This is a genomic window from Aeromonas sp. s3, assembly GCF_040907805.1.
GTDB classification, from domain to species: domain Bacteria; phylum Pseudomonadota; class Gammaproteobacteria; order Enterobacterales; family Aeromonadaceae; genus Aeromonas; species Aeromonas dhakensis.
This window is the reverse complement of record NZ_JBFOCQ010000001.1, coordinates 41,515-64,180: the sequence shown is the minus strand read 5'-3', so window position 1 is coordinate 64,180 and position 22,666 is coordinate 41,515. Positions and strand designations below refer to the sequence as shown.

Sequence of the window (22,666 nt, the reverse complement as noted above, 5' to 3'; positions counted from 1 at the left end):
ATTGGAAATAATACAAGCTTATTGATAATGATATCTTTTTCAAGCCAAGTACTATATCAAGACAATTTTACCGAAACTATACCGCAAAGACTGAATTTCATCTAATAACCCACTGTTTTTTTAATGAAATCTGACGACCTAATCAATATTGCCCACAAGGGAAAACGGGCGCCCCAACGCCTGCCCCTGAGGACCGGTACGGGCCAGCGCACTAGCAATATCGGCCATCGCTGTCCAGCGGTTCTCGCACCAGGCAGGAGCCAGCAGGGTTGGCCGGCGCGCTGAAGCCGAGATGCGGTGATAGACCACTTCGGGGGGGGTGTGCTGGATCATGGCGACTGCCGCCTCGACATACTGCTCCAGACTCAAGACATCGAGCCTCCCCGCCTGCCAGGCTTTGCCGAGGGTGCTGCCCTCCACCACATGCAGCGGGTGAAGCTTGATCCCCTCCACGCCGGTATCCACGATACGGTGCAGGGTATCCAGGCTGTCCATCGGCACCTCGCCGGGCAAACCCACGATGAGGTGGGCACACACCTTGATGCCCCGCTGATGGGCCCGGGTCACCGCATCTACATAGGCGGCATAGCCGTGGCCCCGGTTGATGCGCTGCAGCGTCTTGTCGTTGGCGCTCTGCAGCCCCAGCTCCAGCCACACCTCGTAACCCCGGGCCTGATAACCGGCCAGCAGGTCCAGCACCGCATCCGGCACGCAATCTGGGCGCGTCCCCACACACAAGCCCACCATGTCGCTCACCGACAACGCCTCTTCATACATGCGCTGCAGGTACTCCACTTCGGCATAGGTGCTGGTATAGGCCTGAAAATAGGCGAGATAGCGCTTGGCGCGGGTCACTTCGTCCCGACGAGCCAGCAGTTGCTGCACCACGGAGAGCTGCTGGGCCGATTCGTCGGCAAAGGAGGAGACATTGCAGAAGGTACAGCCACCACGCCCCAGAGTGCCATCACGATTGGGGCAGGTGAAGGCGCCGTGAATGGAGAGCTTGTGGATCTTCTGGCCATGGCGCTGCTTGAGATCCTGGCCGAATGTATTGACGAGTTCGTGTAACTGCATGACACCTCCAGTAAAGGAGCGTCATTGTACGAGCTTGCCCGTACGGGGTGCTGCGCTGGATCAAGGGAGACGAGAGTCAGAAAACATATAAATATTCACCAATAACAGGATAAATATCAGTTAACCGGACATTCTCGACGCTTTCGAGACCCATCTCCCTTCTGACCAGCCTTCAGCATGGCTGCATAATTGTTAGCTAACATTCTGTTGAATAATGAAAATTTTTCTTTAGACGGGGATTTGGCAAATGCAAGTCATTCACATCAGTAATGTGATCTCAACCAGCCACTCCGGCAGTGAATTGGTAAATTTACTACAAACATCCACACCCACCGAGTCAACCAACAAAACCCGACATATCAGGATTTAATCTCGAAAAAACAAAAAATTACAGAGCAATAGCAAATTATAACCCCATTTATCCTCGCGCATCGAGATTTTGTTATGACATTGTAATAATGAAAACAGCCGGGATGTCCAATTGACCTTGCCGAAAAATCCCATTAGTTTGGAGATTCGCCACCTCAGGCGGACGGAACCACAAGAGCCAATCGCAATTTATGCAGTCTGTTGACGACAGCGCGATGCAAGGCCGAGCAAGGGAGAAATGCAATGTCACTATATGATCCAAAGCTGGAGAGGGATAACTGTGGCTTCGGCCTGTTGGCCCACATGGAAGGTGAAGCCAGCCACAAGCTTGTCCGTCTCGCGATGTCAGCATTGGCTCGCATGCAGCACCGCGGCGGTATCTCCGCCGATGGCAAGACCGGCGACGGCTGCGGTCTGTTGCTGCAAAAACCCGACAGCTTCTTTAGAGCGGTCGCCGAAGAGAAGGGATGGCACCTGGGCCGCAACTACGCGGTCGGCATGCTGTTCCTCAACCCCGATCCCATCCTGGCCCAGGCCACGCGCGACATCATCGACGAGGAGCTGGAAAAGGAGACCCTGAGTCTGGTCGGCTGGCGCAAGGTGCCCATCGATACCAATGTACTCGGCACCATCGCCAAGGCTTCTCTGCCCAGCATCGAACAGGTCTTTGTCAACGCGCCCCCGGGCTGGGTCGACAAGGATCTCGAGCGCCGTCTCTACATAGTGCGCCGCCGTATCGAGAAGCGCATCAGCGACGACTACTTCTATGTGGTCAGCCTCTCCAACCTGGTCACCGTCTATAAAGGACTGTGCATGCCGGTGGACCTGCCGCGCTTCTATCTGGATCTTGCCGACATCCGCATGCAGGCGGCCATTTGCGTGTTCCACCAGCGCTTCTCCACCAACACCAGCCCACGCTGGCCGCTGGCGCAACCGTTCCGCTATCTGGCCCACAACGGCGAGATCAACACCATCGCCGGCAACCGCCAATGGGCCAAGGCGCGCAGCTACAAGTTCGCCACCCCGCTCATCCCGGATCTGCAAGAGGCCGCCCCCTTCGTCAACACCACGGGGTCAGACTCCTCCAGCCTCGACAACATGCTGGATCTCTTCCTGGCCGGCGGCATGGACCTGTTCCGCGCCATGCGCCTGTTGATCCCGCCAGCGTGGCAGAAGCACCCGAACATGGATGACGACCTGCGCGCCTTCTACGACTTCAACTCCATGCACATGGAGCCCTGGGACGGTCCGGCCGGCATCGTCATGACCGACGGCCGCTACGCCACCTGCGCACTCGACAGAAACGGCCTGCGCCCGGCCCGCTACGTCATCACCAAGGACAAGTTCATCACGCTGGCCTCCGAAGTGGGCACCTGGGACTACACTCCGGACGAAGTGCTGGAGAAGGGCCGGGTCGGCCCGGGCGAGCTGTTCGTGGTGGATACCAGCAACGGCAAGATCTGGACCAGCTTCGAGATCGACGACGACCTCAAGAGCCGTCACACCTACAAGCAGTGGATGGACAAGCACTGCAAGCGACTGGTGCCGTTCGAGCAGATGGATGACGCCAGCACCGGCGCCCGCGAGTTCTCCGACGATCAGCTGAAAACCTATCAGAAGCTGTTCGGCTACTCCTATGAGGAGCTGGATCAGATCATCCGGGTACTGGGTGAAAACGGCCAGGAAGCGGTGGGCTCCATGGGGGATGACACACCCATGGCGGTGCTCTCCTCCAGCCAGCGCACCCTGTACGACTACTTCCGCCAGATGTTCGCCCAGGTCACCAACCCGCCCATCGATCCGCTGCGGGAGAACCACGTCATGTCGCTGGCCACCTGTATCGGCCGCGAGCAGAACGTGTTCAACGAGACCTTCGGCCACGCCCACCGGGTGCTGTTCCAGTCGCCGATCCTGCTCTACTCCGACTTCCACCAGTTGCTGGCCCTGGAAGGGGAGCACTATCGCCATCAGGTGATCAGCCTCAACTTCAGACCCGAAGAGGGGCTGGAAGCGGCCATCCTGCGCATCTGTGAAGAGGCCAAGGCTGCCGCAAAGGCCGGTACCGTGCTGCTGGTGCTCTCGGATCGGGACATCCACCCCGATACCCTGCCCATCCCGGCCGCCATGGCGGTGGGAGCGGTGCAGCGCACCCTGGTGGACAACAACCTGCGCTGCGACGCCAACATTTTGGTGGAGACCGCCAGCGTGCGCGACCCGCACCACTTCTCGGTGCTGCTGGGCTTTGGCGCCACCGCCATCTACCCCTACCTCGCCTACGAGACCCTCGCCAAGCAGGTAGAAGAGGGCGTGCTCAAGATGAGCCTGCGCCAGGCCATGCTCAACTACCGCAACGGCATCAACAAGGGGCTCTACAAGGTGATGTCCAAGATGGGCATCAGCACTGTGGCCAGCTACCGTTGCTCCCAGCTGTTTGAAGCGGTGGGCCTCTCCAAAGCCGTGGTCGAGATGTGTTTTCGCGGCGTATCGAGCCGCATTCAGGGCGCCGACTTTGCCGACATCCAGCAGGATCAGTTCAATCTGGCGCGTCAGGCCTGGCTGGCTCGCAAGGCCCTCACCCAGGGCGGCCTGCTCAAATTCGTCCACGGCGGCGAGTACCACACCTACAACCCGGACGTGGTGCAGACCCTGCAGACCGCGGTACGCTCCGGCAACTATGCCGATTACAAGGAGTACGCCCGTCTGGTGAACGAGCGGCCCGTCGCCACCCTGCGCGATCTGCTCACCCTCAAGAAGGTCGACAACCCGGTGGCACTGGAACAGGTGGAGCCGGCGGCCAAGCTGTTCCCCCGCTTCGACTCCGCCGCCATGTCCATCGGCGCCCTGGGCCCGGAAGCCCACGAGGCGCTGGCGGTGGCCATGAACCGCCTCGGCGGTCAGAGCAACTCGGGTGAAGGCGGCGAGGATCCCAAGCGCTTCGGTACCGAGAAGAATTCGCGCATCAAGCAGGTGGCCTCGGGGCGCTTTGGCGTCACCCCCCACTACCTGATGAACGCCGACGTGGTGCAGATCAAGGTGGCCCAAGGCGCCAAGCCCGGCGAAGGGGGCCAACTGCCTGGTGACAAGGTGACGGCCCAGATCGCCAAGCTGCGTTATTCCGTGCCCGGCGTGACCCTGATCTCGCCGCCGCCCCACCATGACATCTACTCCATCGAGGATCTGGCCCAGCTCATCTTCGACATCAAGCAGATCAACCCGAACTGCCTGGTGTCGGTCAAGCTGGTTTCCGAGCCCGGCGTTGGCACCATCGCCTGCGGCGTGGCCAAGGCCTACGCGGACTTCATCACCGTCTCCGGCTACGACGGCGGCACCGGCGCGAGCCCGCTCACTTCGGTCAAATACGCTGGCTCCCCCTGGGAGCTGGGGCTGGCCGAGACTCAGCAGGCCCTGGTCGCCAACGGCCTGCGCCACAAGGTGCGCCTGCAGGTGGACGGTGGCCTCAAGACGGGTCTGGACATCATCAAGGCGGCCATCCTCGGCGCCGAGAGCTTCGGCTTCGGCACCGGCCCCATGGTGGCGCTCGGCTGCAAATACCTGCGTATCTGTCACCTGAACAACTGCGCCACCGGCGTCGCCACCCAGGATGAGAAGCTGCGCCGCGAGCACTTCACCGGTCTGCCGGAGATGGTGATGAACTACTTCAAGTTCATCGCCGAGGAGACCCGCGAGCTGATGGCCCAGCTTGGCGTCACCCAGCTGACCGACCTCATCGGTCGCACCGACCTGCTGGAGGCCCTGCCCGGCCTCACCGCCCGTCAGGCCAAGCTGGATCTCTCCGGTATTCTGGCCCGTCCGGTAGCACCGGAAGGCTCCAGCCTGTTCAGCCAGCAGCACAACCCCACCTTCGACAAGGGGCCGCTCAACCTCAAGATGGTGGAAGACCTGCTGGACGCGGTGGAAAATATGAGCGGTGGCGAGTTCCGCTACGACATCCGCAACACCGACCGCTCCGTGGGGGCGCGTCTGTCCGGCGAAATCGTCAAGCGCCACGGCAACCAGGGGATGGCGGCCGATCCGGTCAAGGTGCACTTCAACGGTACCGCCGGCCAGAGCTTCGGCGTCTGGAACGCGGGTGGCCTCGAGATGATCCTCACCGGGGATGCCAACGACTACGTGGGCAAGGGGATGACCGGCGGCAAGCTGGTGATCAAGCCCCACGTCGGCGTGGCGTTCAAGTCCCACGAGGCGGCCATCATCGGCAACACCTGCCTCTACGGCGCCACCGGCGGCAAGCTCTATGCCGCAGGCACCGCCGGCGAGCGCTTCGCGGTGCGCAACTCAGGGGCCCTCGCGGTGGTCGAGGGGATCGGTGACAACGGCTGTGAATACATGACAGGCGGTATCGTCACCGTGCTCGGCGAGACCGGCGTCAACTTCGCGGCGGGCATGACCGGGGGCTTTGCCTACGTGCTCGACGAGTGCGGCAGCTTCGCCAAGCGCACCAACCCCGAGCTGGTTGAACTGCTGGATGTGGCGGATCTGGCCATCCACCAGGAGCACCTGCGCGGCATCATCACGGCGCACCTCAACGAAACCGGCAGCTCGCGCGCCGAGGAGATCCTGGCCAATTTCGACTCCTATGTGCCCAAGTTCAGGCTGATCAAACCCAAGTCCAGCGACGTCAAGTCCCTGTTGGGCCACACCAGCCGTTCCAGTGCAGAACTCAGAATCCAGGCGCAATAAGGAGGGAACCCTATGAGCCAGAACGTATTCCAGTTTATCGACGTCCAGCGGGTCGACCCGCCGAAGAAGCCGCTCAAGATCCGCAAGATCCAGTTCGTGGAGATCTACGAGTCCTTCAACCAGGCCCAGGTCGGCATGCAGGCGGATCGCTGCCTCGACTGCGGCAACCCCTATTGCGAGTGGAAGTGCCCGGTGCACAACTACATCCCCAACTGGCTGAAGCTGGCCAACGAGGGGCGCATCCTGGAGGCGGTGGAGCTCTCCCACCAGACCAACAGCCTGCCGGAGGTGTGTGGCCGGGTCTGCCCGCAAGACAGACTGTGTGAGGGTGCCTGCACCCTCAACGATCGCTTCGGCGCCGTAACCATAGGCAACATCGAAAAATACATCACCGACAAGGCGTTCGAGATGGGCTGGCGCCCTGATCTCTCCAAGGTGGTCAAGACCGGCAAGCGGGTCGCCGTCATCGGCGCCGGTCCCGCAGGCCTTGCCTGTGCCGACGTGCTGGCGCGCAATGGCGTGACGCCTGTGGTGTTCGACAAGTACCCGGAGATAGGTGGCCTGCTCACCTTCGGCATCCCCTCCTTCAAGCTGGAAAAAGAAGTGATGCAGCGCCGGCGCGAGATCTTCGAGGGGATGGGCGTGGAGTTTCGCCTCGAGACCGAAGTGGGCAGTGACGTCACCTTCGCAGATCTCTTGGGCGAGTTCGATGCGGTCTTCCTCGGGGTCGGTACCTACAAATATATGAAGGGCGGCTTTGCCAACGAAGAGGCGCCGGGGGTCTACGACGCTCTGCCCTACCTCATCTCCAACGCCAACCGCTTGCTGGGCTTCGAGAAGGCGCAAGCCGACTACATCGACTTCGCCGGCAAGCAGGTGGTGGTGCTGGGCGGTGGTGACACCGCCATGGACTGCGTGCGCACCGCCATCCGCCAGGGTGCCGATCGGGTGATCTGTGCCTACCGCCGCGATGCCGAGAACATGCCGGGTTCCAAGCGGGAGGTGAAGAACGCCCAGGAGGAAGGGGTGGAATTTATGTTCAACCTCCAGCCCATCGGCGTGGAGCTGGACGCCCATGGCCGTACCTGCGGCATCAAGGTGGTGAGCACAGAGCTTGGCGCCCCCGATGCCAACGGCCGCCGCAATCCGGTAGTCATTGAAGGCTCCGAGCAGGTGCTGGCTGCCGATGCGGTGGTGATGGCGTTCGGCTTCCAGCCCAACCCCCAGCCCTGGATGGCGGAGTACGGCATCGAGCTCGACGGCCGGGATCGCATCAAGGCGCCGGAGCAGGCCGAGTATGCCTTCCAGACCAGCAACCCCAAGGTGTTCGCCGGTGGCGACGCGGTGCGCGGCTCGGATCTGGTGGTCACCGCCATCTACGAGGGTCGCAAGGCCGCCGAAGGGATCATGGACTATCTGGCCGTATAACCCGCCATCCCTGACCTGTACCAACTAACAAACAGCCCCGCTTATGCGGGGTTGTTGTTTTATGTTTGCCGCTAACCGCGATGCAATAGCGGGTACACCCTAGCCAGGTCATGTCGGGGAGGCGCTTGGAGATCATGAAAAAGGGGACATGAGGCAGGCGGCGGGATGGTCACGGCACATCATGAACGACTCCGCTGGCGGTAGCGCGCCAGCGGAGGGGATCAGGCGGGTTGCGGCTCCCGCGGAATGGTGGTGACCCAGTGGCGACGCCAGTGCGGCGCCTCGTAGAGATCGGGCCAGAACTCGGTCTGGTGCCAGATGGCATTGCCGCGCACCGTGTGAAAGGTGATGGCACGGGCCTCCACCTCGCCATCGGTGATCAGCACCTCGGTCACCACTTCCCGCCCCTGCTCCAGCAGGCGGACGACGTCGAAATTCCAGGGGCCGGCCGCCGGATAGCGCCGGTTGATCTCGACGAAGTTGCTACGCCCCTCGATCCGCTCCCCCGACTGGGGCCAGTCGCAGATGAAATCTTCACACAGCCAGCGGGCTGCCTTGGCAAAATCATTGCTCTGCATGGCGTGCCAGTAGGCCTCCACCACCGCTCTTGGTTCCATGGTCTTGTTTTCCATGCCAGCCCTCCTACAGACGCACCACCAGCCACTCCCCCTTGCCCACCGGCACCAGCGCGGTCGCGAAGGCCGGATCCTGCTCCACCTCTGCCATCCACTCGGCCAGATCCTCGCGATGGGAGACGGCATTGTCCACCACCAGCAGGCCACGGGGGGCCAGCAGGCGCTGGATCTCGGGCCACCAGGCCTGGTAATGGCGGCGATCGGAGTCGAGGAAGATGAGCTGATAAGCGGCCCTCGGCAGGGTGGGCAGCAGCGTGCCTGCGTCCCCTGCCAGCTGCTCAATCCAGGGGTCGAGCCCGGCGCACTCAAAATTGGCGGCCGCCATGGCCCGTTTGCCCTCATCCAGCTCTATGGTGGTGACCCGCCCCCCCAGCCGTTTCGCCGCTTCAGCCAGCCAGAGGGTGGAGTAGCCGTTGGAGGTGCCTATCTCCAGCACCGCCTGTGCCCCTCTCGTCTGGACCAGCACAGCCAGCAGTTCGCCGGTGTCGCGGGTAATGTTGAGCATCTTGCTGCCACGGGAGTGTTGTGCGCCGTCGTGCCGCTCGCCAAACAGCTCCAGCTCCCGTTTCAGTTGTTCCAGTGCCATGTCTCCTCCTTGACGGTGTAAACGAGTCGGCCCGGTGCATGGCATGGCTGGGCCGACCCCGATGTTCATCATGTGGCTGCCTGTTCGTCATCCGGGGGCGTATCCCCCAGCAGGTAGCGAGGGCCGCTGCCGAGGGCGGCGGCCTGATCATCCGGATTGTAAAGTGCGCAGTGCTCGAGGGAGAGGCAGCCACAGCCGACACAGGCGCCGAGCTTCTGCTTGAGCTGCTGCAGGGCCGCGATGCGCCGATCGAGCAGCCCCTGCCACTGACCGGCAATCCCGATCCAGTCGCTGCGATCCGGGGTGCGCCCCTCGGGCAGGCCGGCCAGGGCCTCGCCTATCTCGCCAAGGCTCAGCCCCATGCCCTGCGCCACCCGGATGAAGGCGATGCGACGCAGCACATCCTGCGGATAGAGCCGCTGACCCCCCTCGCTGCGCACGCTGCGGATCAGCCCCTTCTGCTCGTAAAAGCGCAGGGCGCTGGCCTTGACGCCGGAGCGTTTGGCTATCTGGCCGATGGCCAGCCATTTGCGTTCCATCGCCACGCTTGACCTCAAGTTAGCTTTAACTTGCACAATCCTGTCTCCCCTCATGAAAGGAGTCAAATGATTATGCATTATCTTCATCAACTGCTCGATGCCAACCAGGCATTTGCCCTCAATGGTCGCGGCACCACCAACCACTGCCCGATGGCGCTGCACGCCCTGCATGAGATGAGCGCCAGCCCAGCGCGGCTGCAGCGTTTCTTTGCCCACTGGCAGGCCAATCATGCCCTGCCGGGGGGTGAGCAACAGCAGGGGGATGAAAAGGAGATGCAGTTTGTCCGGCTGCGTCAGCAGTTGGCAGCACGGCTGGCCGCTGAGGGTTGGCTACCCGCCTTTGGCGACCTGCTGGAGCAGGGGCTCTCCCCGGCAGGCGGCGCCTTTCATCCGCTGATCCGCCTGGCCTGCGCGCTGGAAAATGGTCACCTGGGAGAGCAGGCTGCCGCCCTGGCTGCCTGGCAATGCGACCCCTTGCGGGTGCCGGCCGGGCAGGGAGCACCGGTGCAGGATATCGACGGCCTGCTGAGCGTACTGGCGCAGCAGTGGGAAGGGTCGCGCTGGCAGGGCGACTGGATCACCGAGCGACTACGGCAGGTGACGGATGCGCCGACCTGGGCGGCGAGATTGCCGGGCGGGCTCCCGTCATCCTCGGATCTGCTGGTGCAGCTGGCCGACGCAGCCCTCGCCCTCTACTGGCAGACCGGCAACTTTACCGTGCTGCACATGGTGACCGGCAGTCGCGCCGCCGCCATCGTCGCCCGCCATTTGCCCGCGCCATGGCAAGGGCGCTGGCAGACCCTGATGTGGCAGGCGGTGGCGGCCGCCTATGTCACGGTCGGCGCACCGTCACTGCAAAGGCCGGTCTGGCCCGATACCGGCAAGCTTGCGTGGCAACACGTGCTGGCCAGCGCGGTGGAGAGCCTCGACGATCACGTGATCAAGCTGGTGCACTGCTGCTGGCGGGAGGGGCTCGCCAGGCCTTTGCTGGCGGAGCGTTATCTGGCGGTGGCTGCCCGTGCAACGGGTCTGCTGGCGCCCCTTATCAGGCCGGATGCCATCTAAGGGCTGGGCTCCACAGGATGGGGCCGCCCCTAGGAGGCGGGCAGCCGGGTGAAGTGAATGACGGGGCAGCGGGGAGCCACGCCCCGGGTCAGGGTCAGCGGCTGGGCACGGTAACTCAGCCGGTAGCTGCCGGGCCGGGAGAGATCGTAGACCAGGGTCAGGTCCGCGTCGGCCTGACTCTGCTGACCAGCCCCCAGCAGGAAGAAATCCTCGGCGCCCGGGTTGCCCCGTTTGGCCAGCGGGCCCTTGTAGGGCAGCGGCTGTTCATCGAGGGTGAGATCGATGGCATCGGCAAACCAGCCTTCGAACGGCGTGAACCAGCTCAGTACCTCGAGCGGCCCCTCCCCCCGGTTGGTCAGGGTCATCACCAGCGGCAGCGGCTCGTTGACCCGGCTTTGTGCCTTGACCGACAGCTCGCACTGCAGGGGGGCCAGCGCCAGGGTGGTGAGCAAGAGTGTCATCATGGTCGCTCCTTCCTGTGACAAACGACATGGACAAAAAGGGGCCTTGCGGCCCCCGGTCGGCAAATCAGTTTTCGCTCGGCGTGTTTTCGGCGAAGTACTCGTGGTTGTCGGCGTTGTTGAGCGCCTTGACCGGATCCGTCTTCGCCAGGTTGCGGGCATTGGCCTGACCGTAACCCAGATCGTCGGTGCCCGCCACCACATTGAAGTGGCTCAGCTCGTGAACAATGGTGCCGGCACGGGAATCGGTCCCGCTGACCGGTGCGGTCCAGAAGCTCTTGCACAGGTAGACCTTGTAAGGCTGATCCGGATAGACATAGGCAAAGTAGCTCTGCTTGCAACCGCAGTCGAAGGTGAGCGGCTTGTTATCGATGGCATCCTTGATCTTGCTGAAGTGGGTCTCGGCCTGATCCCAGCGCGACGCATCATAGGCGCCAAACCAGCTGCGGTAACGCTGGCCATCCGGCTTGTCCACCGCCAGGTAGCTGCTGGAGTTGTTGGTGATGCCGCTGGCGGCATCGAGCGCCGCCAGGATGTCGCTCTTCTGGGTGTTGGTGCAGCGGCCGCTGAAACTGACCGAGGCGGTCACCGCCTGCGGCTCGACCAGGGGAGCCGCCTTGGCCAGCACCCGTTCGTCGCTCACCCCTTCTACCCACAGGGTCACGGCATTGGACTCGCTCGCCTGGGCCTGCTTGGCCTTGGCGGCTTTCGCCTCTTGTGGCAGCGTCGGCAGCAGGTAGCGGATGCTGTACTGGCCCTGGGCGCTCATGTCGTAGAGACCGGAGACTTCAGCCTGCACCGTCAGGCTCTGGCCGGCCTTGAGCAGCTGGAAGTCCTTGTCGGTCGGGGCAGCCCGCTTGATCAGGGCCCCCTCATAGCTGACCTGCTGGCCGTCCCGCTCCACCAGGAATAGGGGGGCATCCTCGCTGCCCGGCAGTTGCCACTTGAGCAGGCGAACCGGCTTGTCTCCTGTGTTGGTCAGGGTCAGGTTGACGCGCACGTCGTCGCTGCTGCCATCCACCAGGGTGAGCTTGGCATCGAGCCCGGCGGCGCAGAGCGGAGAGGCCAGCACGCCGGCCAGCAACAGGGCAATGGGTGTCGCTTTCATCATGTTTCCTCATTCATTGAGTGTCGCCTTGTCAGGCGGTTTGCTTCCTTCAAGGCCCTCTTTGGGGCTCAACCACCCTAGAGCAGTTTTTTTCTGCGACCATCCCACCATATGGGTGACGCCCCCCAGGATAGGGGGAGCGTCGGGCATCCCTCGCTGCTGCGACAACAATCGCGGCCCCTCCCCCTTGCCTCTTGTCTGCGGCGGATTGCGCCCATAAAAAACCCCGGCACCAGGCCGGGGTCTTAGACAAATGGCACTCACTCTTTGCTGGGGCCCACCAGCAGGGCCAGCGCCGGCAGCGCATTGCCCGGCACCAGCCGGTAGGCCTTGTGGTGCTTGATCAGGGTGGTCTTCTTGTTGCCCTGGCTAAGCAGCAGGCCGTGGGTGAAGGCGCCTTGCGCCAGTCGGGCCTCGTCGCCGCGCACATAGAGGGTGAGCGGCTTGACCAGCTCACCCGCCTCGATGTGGCCCTGATATTCGCTGGCACTGATGATGAGGCTAGGCTGACCGCCCGACTGCAGGCGCAGCTTGGCGCTCACCTCGCTGTCGGTGATCACTAACCAACCCTCGGCCGCGAGCTCGGCCAGCAGGGCCGCCAGCTTGCTCCCCAGCTGCAGCGGTTCGCATGTGGCCCGCTCATACTGGCGAATGATCCGCTCAAGCAGCCCCTTGAGATCGGCGCCGGCCCCCAGGGTGCGGCCCAGCTGCACCCACTCTTTCAAATCCTCCATCACCAGCCGGGAGAAACGTTTCTCCTTGAGGGATTCCGCCATCCAGCTGCAGAGAAAGTGGCTCTCTTGCGCCGGGGTGCGCTTGCCAGCCTTCTGCTCGGCGGTACGGGCCAGTTCGGCCAGGCTCTGGCTGGCCATCTCGAGCAGGGCCTGATTGTAGGTGGGAGAGGTCATAAGCAATCCTTCAGTTGACCGCGACGAGTCAACACCGATGACAGAGAAGGCAAAGGCGCCAGTGGCGCCTTTGCGGTTCAATAGAGCGTGCGCCCTTATTTAGGCTGACGCGGCTTCTTGGCGGCCGCCAAGCGCTTGAGGCGCTGACCCTGCAGCTTGGACTCCGCCATGGCCTGGGCGGCGGCGTTGTCTTCACGCTGGGGGCGCTTGCCGAAGCGGCGGCGCTCCTGCAGCTGCTTGATCAGCTCGTCGCGGCTGCTCACCTCGTAGCCCGGCACCATGATGCGGCGGATCTTCTGGCCGATCAGCGCCTCGATCTCCAGCAGGGTGCGCTCTTCTTCACGGCTGACGAAGGAGATGGCCATGCCGCTCTTGCCGGCGCGACCGGTACGGCCGATGCGGTGCACATAGTCTTCGGCGAGGAACGGCAGATCATAGTTGACCACGTATTCGAGGTTCGGGATGTCCAGCCCGCGCGCGGCCACTTCGGTGGCCACCAGCACCCGCAGCTTGCCTTCGCTGAACTCGCGCAGCGCGCGGCGGCGGCTGCCCTGGGCCTTGTCGCCGTGCACCACGGCGGACTTGATGCCATCGAGGTTCAGCTCTTCCACCAGCTCGTCGCAGCTCTCGCGGGTGCTGGCGAACACCAGCACCTGCTGCCAGTTCTGCTTGCCGATGAGCTCGGAGAGCAGCTCGCGCTTGCGCTTCTGCTCCACCGGGTAGACGGTGTGGCTGACGGTGTCGGCAGTGGAGTTCTGCTTGTTGACGGCCACCACCTGCGGCTTGTCCAGCATCAGGTTGGCCAGCTTCTTCACCGCCTCGGAGAAGGTGGCGGAGAACAGCAGGTTCTGGCGGGTCTTGTTGACCGCCTGCAGGATCTTCTGCACATCGGCGCTAAAGCCCATGTCGAGGATGCGGTCCGCTTCGTCCAGCACCAGGGTCTCGACCCCGGAGAGGCTCAGGTTGCAGGCGGTGAGGTGTTCGAGCAGACGGCCCGGGGTCGCCACGATAATGTGAGCGCCCGCTTTCAACCGCTTGGCCTGCACGTCTTGCTTGCCGCCACCCACGATGGTGAGGGTGGTGATATCCAGATACTTGGCGAAGTCATTGATATTGCTCGCCACCTGGGCCGCCAGCTCGCGGGTCGGGGTCAGGATCAGCACCCGGGCGTTGGAAGGCTGTACCGGCGCCGGATTGTCCACCAGTCGCTGCAGGATCGGCAGGGCAAAGGCGGCGGTCTTGCCGGTACCGGTCTGGGCGCTGGCCAGCAGGTCGCGGCCACGGCGCACGGCCGGGATGGCCTGGCTCTGCACAGGGGTCATCTCCTGATAACCGCACTCTGAGATGGCGCGCAAAATCTCGGGGGCAAAATCGAACGATTCAAATCTCATAATGGGTTCCTGTGTTCCAGCGGGACTGTGGCTGGCCTGGTTGGCTCGGCATGAGCAAGAAGTCGGCTATGACCACCGACGGCTGTGCCTGACATCAAGTCAGAGAGTGGCCGGAAAATGGCGGGCGCGAAGTGTAACAGATAGGCGGCGCAAATTCTGCCTCAAAAACGTCCCTTTTCACGGCGTCCCGGATCGCCCCCCATGGGCCGGTCCGGGCTGGCTCCAGCTTAGCCTTCCCGCCCGTTTCTGACCTGGAAATCGCGCTGAAACAGGCACATGCGGATGGCGGTACGGTAGTGACCATCGATGAAGAACTCCTCTTTGAGCTCCCCTTCCGGCTCGAATCCCAGCGCCTGATAGATGTGGATGGCCCGGACATTGTCCCGATCGACGATGAGATAGAGCTTGTGCAGGTTGAGCACGTTGAAGGCGTACGTCATCGCCTTTAGGGTTGCGCTCCTGGCATACCCCTTCCCCTGATGGGCGGGGGCGATGATGATCTGGAATTCGGCGCGGCGATGGATGCTGCGAATGTCCACCAGCTCCACCAGCCCCACCTGGCTGCCTGCCACCTCGAGGATGAAGCGGCGCTCATGCTGGTCGTGGATGTGCTTGTCATAGAGCTGGGCCAGCTCCATGTAAGCCTCGTAAGGCTCCTCGAACCAGTAGCGCATGATGCTGGCGTTGTTGTTGAGCTGATGAACGAACTTGAGATCCTCGCGCTCGAGGGGACGAAGGGTCAGGGTGTCGGGAGATGACATAAGGTACCTGCTTGCAGATTGGAAGGGCGCCGGCCAGCCAGGGGCGGCGGCGCCATGACATGAAGAGGGGGAGAAACGGGGGCAAGGCCCCTGCCCCCTTAGCGGATGCGGTTGGTCGGTCGCTTGAGCAGACGGATGGCGATGGCCGCCATGGCGATAACGAAGAGGCCGAGCGAGGTCACCAGCAGACACTTGGTCAGCAGCTCGTGGTGCTGGGCGAACACCGGGGTCGCCATCACGGCCTTGCCCACCAGGCTCAATACCAGGGCCCAGAGGAAGGCGCTGGCGAAGCTGGCGATCATCACCCGTGGCAGATGCAGACGCGAGACCCCCATCAGCATGGGCGTCAGCACCCGCACGAACGGCACGAAGCGGGAGGAGAACATGGCCCAGAAGCCGTAGTTGTGCAGCAGGCGCGAGGCCCGTGGCAGGCTGCCATCCGGGATCATTCGCTCCACGTGGCCCATGAAGGAGGTGCCGTGCAGCGCCTGGCCCTGCACGTAGGCGATGAGGCTGCCAAGCCCTGCTGCAAGCGGCATGTAGAGCAGCGTCACCTCGGGGCCGAGCACCCCCATGCCCACCAGGCCGCCGGCCAGCAGCACCAGGCTGTCGCCGGGCAGGGGCAGGAACACGAAACTCGATTCGAGAAACAGGATCACCACCAGGCAGGTGACGAGCAGGCCCACGGCCTGCATCTGGATCAATTGGTCAAAGTCCTGTTGCCATATGGCAAGCAGCATCTCCTGCATCTGGTGACTCCCATCAACTTCATGAGGTGGCCCGACGGCCTCCGGTGCGGCAGACCCTCCCCTGTCGCCAACCCCTCTCTTCCCTGAGGGTGGCCCGTTATACACCCGGCCAAGTGAACAAGAAATTAATACAGGTCACGGATAGACGAGATAATCGGCTGCGGGCCCTAAAAAAATGAGGCCCGCATCTGTCGTGCGGGCCCCGGCCATCCAGGTACTCAGCTGTATTTGAGCCGCTGCAGCTTGGTGAGGGTGAGCAGGGTCTGGGCCGAGAGATCGCACACCGACAGCACGAAGGCGAGCTCGTCCGGGTGCCAGACCTCCTCCAGCCTGGCCCGCTCGGCGATGATGAAACCGAGCAGCTCATCCCCGTGCTTGAGGGGCGCCATCAGGATGGTGCCGGAGAGCCCCTCCAGCCCGAGCTGGGCCAGCATGGCGCCAAAGCGGGTCAGATCGTAGGGCTCGCGCAGGATGAGGCAGGGCTCGTGCTCGGGCTTGGAGGATTCGTAGCGCCCCTGGATCAGCGCATAGGGCAGGTGAAACCCCTGCTGATGGTGGAGCTTGGGCAGGAAGAAGAGATCCTGGCAGTACATGGATTGCCTGTCTTCGGCGCTGAACCAGACGCTGGCCCGCACCGCCCCGGTGCCGGCGCAGATCGCCTCGTTGATGTGACGGGCGGCCTGGCCCGGATCCTCGCCGGTCAGCAGATCGCTCTTGGCCAAGTGAATGAGGGCGCCGTGCTGCAGCTTCTGGCGGGCTTCGCTGTCGGCCTGCTGCTGGCGCAGGCTGTCGAGATGATCGAGCATCCGATTGCAGTCGACGGCCACCTGGGAGATCTCGTCACTGCCCTCCACCAGCAGGCGGCGCACCGCGCCGTCCTCGCCGATGAGCCGCAGGTTGGCACTCAACCGCTGCAGGCGGGCGGCGATATAGCCGTTGAGGATCAGCAGCACCAGGCCACCAAACAGCAGCACCCCCAGGCTCAGCAGCCAGAAGATGCGCCGCTCGACAGCCTTGCCCTCCAGCATCAGATCCCGCGGCAGGGTGAAGCGAAAGATCAGGGGGTCTTCCTCTCGCAGGGTATCGATCTGGGCCAGGGTGAGCAGCCGCTCCTCCTGCGGCAGGATCAGGCTGTCATTGGCCCTGAGCCTGGCCAGGGTGGTGACCCCCAGGCTGGTGGCCAGCTGCTGCGGGCTGAGAAACGAGAGCGACAGATTGGTGCGCTTTTGCAGCTGATGAACCAGCCGGGTGTTGAAAGCCTTGAGCAGCAGCAGGGTGCCGCGGCTCGGCCCCTCCCCCTCGCTGGTCAGGATCTGGGTGGCGGCCAGCAGGTAGTAGCGCTCCCCGTCGAACCAGATGCCGCCATTGGGCTTGAGGCTGCCGTAGCGCACCAGATAGTCGGTGAGCGGCGCGAGCTCGTCCGGCGTCTGCGCCAGCAGCTTGCCGCCGTGATAGGCAAAGGCCACCTGTGGCTGCTTGTCGGCGTCATAAAGAGCCACCAGATCCACCGCCAGGGTCTCGAAGGTGCGGGCGTTGAGGTTGGCCGCCAGATAGGCGGGATCCCGGCTCGCCATGTAGGCGTAGGTGTCATCCCACTCGGACCAGTCCTGCCCCAGGATGGTGAGCTGATCCAGTTCGGCCTGCACCACGGCCCTGACCCGCTCGCGGTTGCGCTCCACGCTCAGGCGCTCCAGCTCGCCGAACTTGTTGCCCACCACATAATGGAGGCCGACATAACCGACCCCCAGCAACAGCAGCAGCGTCAGCACTATGGTCAGCGTAATCTTGCGGCTGATCTTCATCTTTACCCACACTCCCGGACAGGTGACCCATTGAGTTTAATGGATTTTGCCTCGCCATCCGCCTTGTGTGCGAAAAACCTCGCCAGGGCGCTCAGCCCTTCGCCGCGGGGAGACAACGTCGCCTGGAAAGGTTCATTCGACTCGGCATATGAGCTGCCAAGCCAGCCAAAAATCGCTACAGTGTAACCGTGCCTCAGCGCAAGAGGCGTCACGGAGCCCGTCATGCTCACACCACTCGTTCACCCGCTGCGCAGCGCCCTGCTGCTCACCCCGCTGCTTGGCCTCGGCCAGCCGGCCATGGCCGAGGAGGAGTCGCGGGTGCAACAACGCGCCAATGCGGTGGTCTCCCTGATGACCTTTACCGTGGTGCCCGACATCACCGCCAGCAACATCAACATCGGCAGCGGCACCAATCAATCCTCGGCCCTCAACATGACCCAGATCGGCGGCGGCGCCACCATGAGCGAGAGCGTGCCGGTTTATCTGGAAGGGACCTTGGGATTCAGCCGCTACGACCCCCAGTTCGTGATCAGCAACGGCAGCGAGAGCCGCACCCTCCCCACCAAGTGGAACAGCCTGACGGCCACCGGCGGGATCGGCTGGGACATAGGGCTGCACCGGGACAGACACGGCGGCAACCTGGTGCTGCGCCCCATCGGCAACGTGACCCTTGGCACGGTGGCGAGCGATCTGCGCATCGGCAACTGGCTGCTGGGCCAGTACACCGGCAAGAACCTCGACTTTCTCGATGGCGGCCGGCTCGACGTCTATGGCCTCGGCGGCGCCATGATGCTGGACTACGAGCTCTTCTCCCCCGCTCAGGACATCGACGCCGAGCTGCGCTACTCCTATCAGCACCTGCAGAGTTTTGGCGGCACCGCCGCCAGCGTGACCGGCCAGGCCAACGCCGAAAACCTCGGCCTCTATCTGCGCCGCCGCGCCCCCATCGGCAGTCTGACGCTGCTGGGCAAACCCGTGCGCTACGTGCTGGAGGGGGCCCGTACCGAATATCTGGGCGAGCAGCGCGGCCTGCTCGGCTTCAACTCCCTCAACTCCCTCGGCCTCGGACTGGAGCTCGACAGCAGCAAGTACGATATCTTCGTCACCCGCACCCGGCTGGTGGCCCGCTATATGTTCAGCCACAACACCAGCGGCTACGGCGTCGGGCTGGCGATGAGCTTCTAATCGGATCGAAAGGCTATATCCCTTTGCACTGTTCCATCAACCCACAACAAGATTCAATTTGAACCGTCCAGAATGCTATCCTGACCGCCCCAATGCTTCTGGAACCATCCCATGCTCATTACAACACTGTTGGCATCCGCTCTCGGCTCCTCTATTGAAGGGCTCTCTTTTCAACACAAGGACTGGGAGCTGGTCTGTGACAACACACGCACATGCCGAGCTGCAGGTTATAGCGCAGAATCAGGGGGACTCTCGGTTTTGCTCACCCGAGAAGCGGGCGCCAAAGGCACACTGCATGCAGAACTTGCCATCGCAGAGGTTGATGAACAGGCACAGGGAGCCCCCGCCGATGGTTTGATCACACTGCGCATCAATGGTGAAGAGCTGGGCACCGTAAAAGAGCGGACTCCGTTCAGCCAGCCCCAAATCGCAGCACTCGTCCAAGCGATCAAAGGGACTGGCAAAGTGGTATTTGAATGGAGCAAACATCAGGAACCGCTATCCGGCGCCGGAGCCTATGCCATTTTTCTCAAAATGGATGAGTTCCAAGGCCGTCTCAATACCAGTACAGCCCTGACCAAACAGGGCCCATTACCCACCACATCCATTCCTCCTGCCTTGGCGGCTCCCGTCATCCACGCTGGCGCCGTAACCTCAGACAACCTCTCCCGCCCGCTCACCAAGCCGGAACAACAGAGCATTGGCAAGTGGCTGAAACGGCATACCGATAAAGACACCTGTCCCATGGTCGATGAAAATTCAGAGGGTGGCATGCTCTATCCCCTGAACCAAAAGCGAGCCTTGGTTCAGCTACCCTGCTGGCTCGCAGCTTACAACGACGGTTCGGCCTTCATTGTGCTTGATACAAACCTTGATACCGCCAGTGCGACTCTCATCAGCACTGATGCAAACGGCTATGGAATGGGTGAACTGAGTGCCTCACACAAAGGCAGAGGGATAGGAGATTGTTTTTCTTTCGAAAGCTGGGTGTGGGATGGCAAAAACTTCGTGCAGAGTGAGCAAAGCACTACCGGAAGCTGCCGCATGATTGCACTGGGGGGAACATGGCATCTGCCGACCTTGACCAGCAAGGTAGTCAAAGCACAGTAAACAAAGGCGGCCAATTGGCCGCCTTTTTTGTTGAAAGGTATCAGCGGATCGTCGCCATCTTCTGCACGCAGCGCTGCTCGCGCTCATCCACCCGCTTGGCAAACCAGGCGGTGGTGAGGTTGCGGGTGATCTTGGGGCTTTTCAGCTGGATGCCTGGCAGGATGGCGCGCGGCAGCCGTTTGCCCGCTTTCTGGTCTGCCAGCGTGAACACGCGATGATAGAGGTCGCTCTGGCCAAATTCGGCAGTATCGCCGAGCTTGAGGCTCTGGTGGATGGCCTGCTTGCTCATGCTGAGCTGGCCGGCGATGGCATGAACCGCGAGCTCGGTCTTGCCCGGCAGGTCGGAGTCATAGCGAATGAGATCCCCGTCCAGCGCCAGGGTCTTGCCACTCAGCCGGCTCACTGCGGCCTGGAAGGCGGCGTTGCGGCTTGCGTACCAGCCCGCATTGAAATCGGCGAAGCGATAGAGGGTATCAGGGTAGTCGGCCGGGTAACCGAAGATGTGCTTGGTGCCAAACCAGATGCCACCGCGGCGAGTGAACACCTCGTGGCGAATGGAATCCTTGACCGGATAGGGGTAGCCGCGGGTGTTGGCCTCGGCAAAGGCGACGCTCACCTGCATGGGGCCACCGGTACGCACCGGGTTCATGTTGCCAAAGAGCTGCTTGCCCATCGGCACCTCCCCGATCATGTCTTCAAAGATCTCGCTCATCTCCCGCTCGGTACGCAACTTGTCGATGCGCTCGGCGTAGGTTTTGCCAGTGGGGGATTTGATGGAGAGCGCGGTGCGCACCATGAATTCGGGAATGAGCAGCTTGCCGGCGCGGGCATTGATCTCCTTCCAGGCTATCTTGCCAAGGCCCGGTACCACGGGATCAGCCTGGTAGGTGGCCTCCTGCTCGGCCACCGCCAGCACGGTACAGACGTTGTGATCGCTCACCGTCAGCCCCTGGCTGGTGAGCGCCGTCACCACGTCGTTGGCCCAGCCCGGCTTGTCCACCACATTGCGCGGCAAGAAGGTGACGATGCGGCTCTTCATGTCCGCCGGCTTTTGCGGCTGCATCGCCTTGGGAATGGGACGCCCCGCCGGGGTCCCCGAGGTCGACGGCGTGGCCGGTGCAGGCGGCTCGCTGGCACAACCAGCGAGCAGCAAGGCAAGAGAGAGGGTGGCCAGCGGCAGGCGTGGCAATAGGGTCATCGGGGGCTCCCTGTCGGGCGCCGGCAGGCGGCGCGAGAAACAAACCGCGCCATTGTAGAGGAGCACCGCCGCCCCGTGCACCCCTTATTCTCCTTGCTGCGACTTGTGGTGGGCCCAGCGCATGGTGCCAATCACCACCGGGATAAGAAACGCCAGGGTGAACAGGAACCACTGCACATTGTTGACCCCGGCCACCGCCATGGCCTGGGTGTGCAGCGGCTTGGCCAGCAGGGCCGGCGCAGCCTCCTGCCCCAGGGCAGCGGCGGCCTGCTGATAGTCGAGGAAGGCCTGGCTGGCACTGTTGTAGTGCTCCCCCAGCCGGTTGACGGCCTGGCTCGTCTCCTGATGCATCAGGTGCGAGAACTGGGCGACCGCCAGCAGGGAGCCGAGGTTGCGGAACAGGTAGAACCAGGCCACCCCCTCGTCGAGATAGGCCCACGGCAGGCTGCGCAGCACGTGCACCGTGAGGGTGATGTTGAGGATACCGACGGCCACTCCCTTGAGCAGCAGCGCCGGCCAAAAGTCGTCGAAGCCGCTGCCGGCGCTGCGCCCGGTGAGCAGGCAGCAGGCGGTGAGCATCAGCACGATGCCGATGGGGATCACCTTCTCCGGATCTCGCGCCGGATTCGTGGTGGCGTAGAGGGCGATCAGCAAGCCCGCCAGCATGCCGACAAACCCCACCAGTTCCATGCGACCGAGCTCGACGTGGCTGTAACCCATGGCCTGGGTGACGTAGACGGTGACCAGCTGGTTGGTGCCGAGGATGACGAAGCCGGCCATCACCGCATCCAGCATGCCCGCCTTGCACAAAGGGGAGGCCAGCAGATCGGGGCGCAGGTAGGCGCCGCCCCCCCAGCGCCGGCGCAGTGCCAGCACCGTCAGTCCGCCGAGGCCGAGCAGCAACCAGCCCAGGGTCACCAGATGGGGAGCCTGAAACCAGTCGAAGCGCTCGCCGCGCAGCAGCAGGTAAGTCAGGCCGCCGATGAAACCGCTCAGCAACAGCGCCTGCAACAGGTTGAAGCGCAGGGGTGAGCGTTCACCGCGCGCGAACCAGGGGCCGAAGCGGGTCCAGTAGAGCAGCGCCAGAAACACCGGCACCTGCGCCGCGAAGGCCCAGTGCCACAGGCTCTCCTCGGCCAGATGGGCCAGCAGCAGCGGATAGAGCCCCATGGGGATCAGCACGACGCCAAGCAGCATGGCCCCCTCGACCAGTGCGATGGCCCGATAGCCGAGCCCCCGCAGCACCAGGCCGTGGGCAACCAGCAGCAACAAACTGGCCGACACCCCGTGTCCCCACCAGGCGAGCAGCTGTGGCGCCGGTTGCCGGCACAGGCAAGCAGGGCGGCAACAAGGCCAATCAGGGCGCCCAGCCGGGTCATGTTCCGATAACCCAGCCGGCGCGCCAGCCAGGCCGCCAGCGGCAGCGTCATCAACTGGCCCATCATGTTGAGCGTCTTGAGCCAGCTCGCCTCATCCCCGGAGAGGCCGAGGGCCCCGGCAATCTCGGCCGCCCCCGTGCTGTAGACCTCCCCCGTGATCCCCTGGGGCAGCAAGAGCAGCAGGGTCAACACCAGCAGTTGGGGTATGCGCAGCATG

Annotated in this window: 19 protein-coding genes; 5 read left to right on the top strand and 14 right to left on the bottom strand. The window is 63.1% G+C overall.

The features are described 5' to 3' along the window. Positions 1-138: 138 nt before the first annotated feature. On the bottom strand, positions 139-1,074 hold the full coding sequence (locus AB5Y98_RS00290; protein WP_024943443.1) for a TIGR01212 family radical SAM protein: 936 nt from the start codon (positions 1,072-1,074) through the stop codon (positions 139-141). A 612-nt stretch (positions 1,075-1,686) separates the two neighbouring features. Between AB5Y98_RS00290 and gltB the strand changes: the two genes are divergently transcribed. Then, positions 1,687-6,144, top strand: coding sequence for a glutamate synthase large subunit (gene gltB / locus AB5Y98_RS00285; RefSeq protein WP_368231022.1), 4,458 nt, complete (start codon positions 1,687-1,689; stop codon positions 6,142-6,144). Between the two features lie 12 nt (positions 6,145-6,156). Beyond that, positions 6,157-7,572 carry an FAD-dependent oxidoreductase gene (locus AB5Y98_RS00280; protein WP_368231020.1) on the top strand — a complete coding sequence of 472 codons (1,416 nt, stop codon included), beginning with the start codon at positions 6,157-6,159 and terminating at the stop codon, positions 7,570-7,572. Positions 7,573-7,793: 221 nt separating this feature from the next. Here AB5Y98_RS00280 and AB5Y98_RS00275 read toward each other — a convergent pair whose 3' ends face one another. The 3 genes from AB5Y98_RS00275 to soxR form a co-directional block, all read right to left on the bottom strand. Continuing rightward, positions 7,794-8,204, bottom strand: coding sequence for a nuclear transport factor 2 family protein (locus AB5Y98_RS00275; RefSeq protein ID WP_017780767.1), 411 nt, complete (start codon positions 8,202-8,204; stop codon positions 7,794-7,796). A gap of 10 nt (positions 8,205-8,214) precedes the next feature. Further along, positions 8,215-8,793, bottom strand: coding sequence for an O-methyltransferase (locus tag AB5Y98_RS00270; protein ID WP_368231018.1), 579 nt, complete (start codon positions 8,791-8,793; stop codon positions 8,215-8,217). A 68-nt stretch (positions 8,794-8,861) separates the two neighbouring features. Continuing rightward, positions 8,862-9,332 (bottom strand): redox-sensitive transcriptional activator SoxR, encoded by a 471-nt coding sequence (gene soxR / locus AB5Y98_RS00265; protein ID WP_368231016.1) that lies wholly within the window; start codon positions 9,330-9,332, stop codon positions 8,862-8,864. A 66-nt stretch (positions 9,333-9,398) separates the two neighbouring features. Here soxR and AB5Y98_RS00260 point away from each other — a divergent pair, with 66 nt between their 5' ends. After that, positions 9,399-10,397 carry a hypothetical protein gene (locus AB5Y98_RS00260; RefSeq protein WP_368231014.1) on the top strand — a complete coding sequence of 333 codons (999 nt, stop codon included), beginning with the start codon at positions 9,399-9,401 and terminating at the stop codon, positions 10,395-10,397. 29 nt (positions 10,398-10,426) lie between these two features. Here AB5Y98_RS00260 and AB5Y98_RS00255 read toward each other — a convergent pair whose 3' ends face one another. The 7 genes from AB5Y98_RS00255 to AB5Y98_RS00225 all read right to left on the bottom strand — a co-directional run bounded on the left by AB5Y98_RS00255 (position 10,427) and on the right by AB5Y98_RS00225 (position 17,577). Beyond that, positions 10,427-10,861, bottom strand: a complete 435-nt coding sequence (locus tag AB5Y98_RS00255; protein ID WP_005302566.1) for a hypothetical protein — start codon at positions 10,859-10,861, stop codon at positions 10,427-10,429. 64 nt (positions 10,862-10,925) lie between these two features. Further along, entirely contained in the window at positions 10,926-11,969 is a 1,044-nt protein-coding gene (locus tag AB5Y98_RS00250) for a M35 family metallo-endopeptidase (RefSeq protein ID WP_019840285.1), read from the bottom strand. 257 nt (positions 11,970-12,226) lie between these two features. After that, positions 12,227-12,874: a DUF2913 family protein gene (locus AB5Y98_RS00245; RefSeq protein ID WP_368231012.1), complete on the bottom strand. Its 648-nt coding sequence runs from the start codon at positions 12,872-12,874 to the stop codon at positions 12,227-12,229. 95 nt (positions 12,875-12,969) lie between these two features. Next, complete coding sequence (locus AB5Y98_RS00240; RefSeq protein WP_005302574.1) at positions 12,970-14,265, bottom strand: DEAD/DEAH box helicase; 1,296 nt, start codon at positions 14,263-14,265, stop codon at positions 12,970-12,972. A gap of 227 nt (positions 14,266-14,492) precedes the next feature. Next, positions 14,493-15,026, bottom strand: coding sequence for a spermidine N1-acetyltransferase (gene speG, locus AB5Y98_RS00235; protein ID WP_017786184.1), 534 nt, complete (start codon positions 15,024-15,026; stop codon positions 14,493-14,495). Between the two features lie 98 nt (positions 15,027-15,124). Then, a complete protein-coding gene (locus AB5Y98_RS00230; RefSeq protein WP_117403079.1) occupies positions 15,125-15,775 on the bottom strand; it encodes a DedA family protein in 651 nt (216 codons plus the stop codon). Positions 15,776-15,993: 218 nt separating this feature from the next. Further along, positions 15,994-17,577, bottom strand: a complete 1,584-nt coding sequence (locus tag AB5Y98_RS00225) for a CHASE4 domain-containing protein (protein ID WP_017785940.1) — start codon at positions 17,575-17,577, stop codon at positions 15,994-15,996. 222 nt (positions 17,578-17,799) lie between these two features. Between AB5Y98_RS00225 and AB5Y98_RS00220 the strand changes: the two genes are divergently transcribed. Continuing rightward, positions 17,800-18,762, top strand: a complete 963-nt coding sequence (locus AB5Y98_RS00220) for a hypothetical protein (protein WP_368231009.1) — start codon at positions 17,800-17,802, stop codon at positions 18,760-18,762. A 111-nt stretch (positions 18,763-18,873) separates the two neighbouring features. Then, a complete protein-coding gene (locus AB5Y98_RS00215) occupies positions 18,874-19,872 on the top strand; it encodes a DUF1176 domain-containing protein (RefSeq protein WP_368231007.1) in 999 nt (332 codons plus the stop codon). 40 nt (positions 19,873-19,912) lie between these two features. Here AB5Y98_RS00215 and AB5Y98_RS00210 read toward each other — a convergent pair whose 3' ends face one another. From AB5Y98_RS00210 to AB5Y98_RS00200, 3 genes are all read right to left on the bottom strand, one after another. Continuing rightward, a complete protein-coding gene (locus tag AB5Y98_RS00210; RefSeq protein WP_368231005.1) occupies positions 19,913-21,070 on the bottom strand; it encodes a DUF1615 domain-containing protein in 1,158 nt (385 codons plus the stop codon). Positions 21,071-21,154: 84 nt separating this feature from the next. Beyond that, entirely contained in the window at positions 21,155-22,354 is a 1,200-nt protein-coding gene (locus AB5Y98_RS00205; protein WP_368231003.1) for an MFS transporter, read from the bottom strand. Next, on the bottom strand, positions 22,246-22,665 hold the full coding sequence (locus AB5Y98_RS00200; RefSeq protein WP_368231001.1) for an MFS transporter: 420 nt from the start codon (positions 22,663-22,665) through the stop codon (positions 22,246-22,248). The genes AB5Y98_RS00205 and AB5Y98_RS00200 overlap by 109 nt, the downstream gene beginning before the upstream one ends. Position 22,666 lies beyond the last annotated feature (1 nt).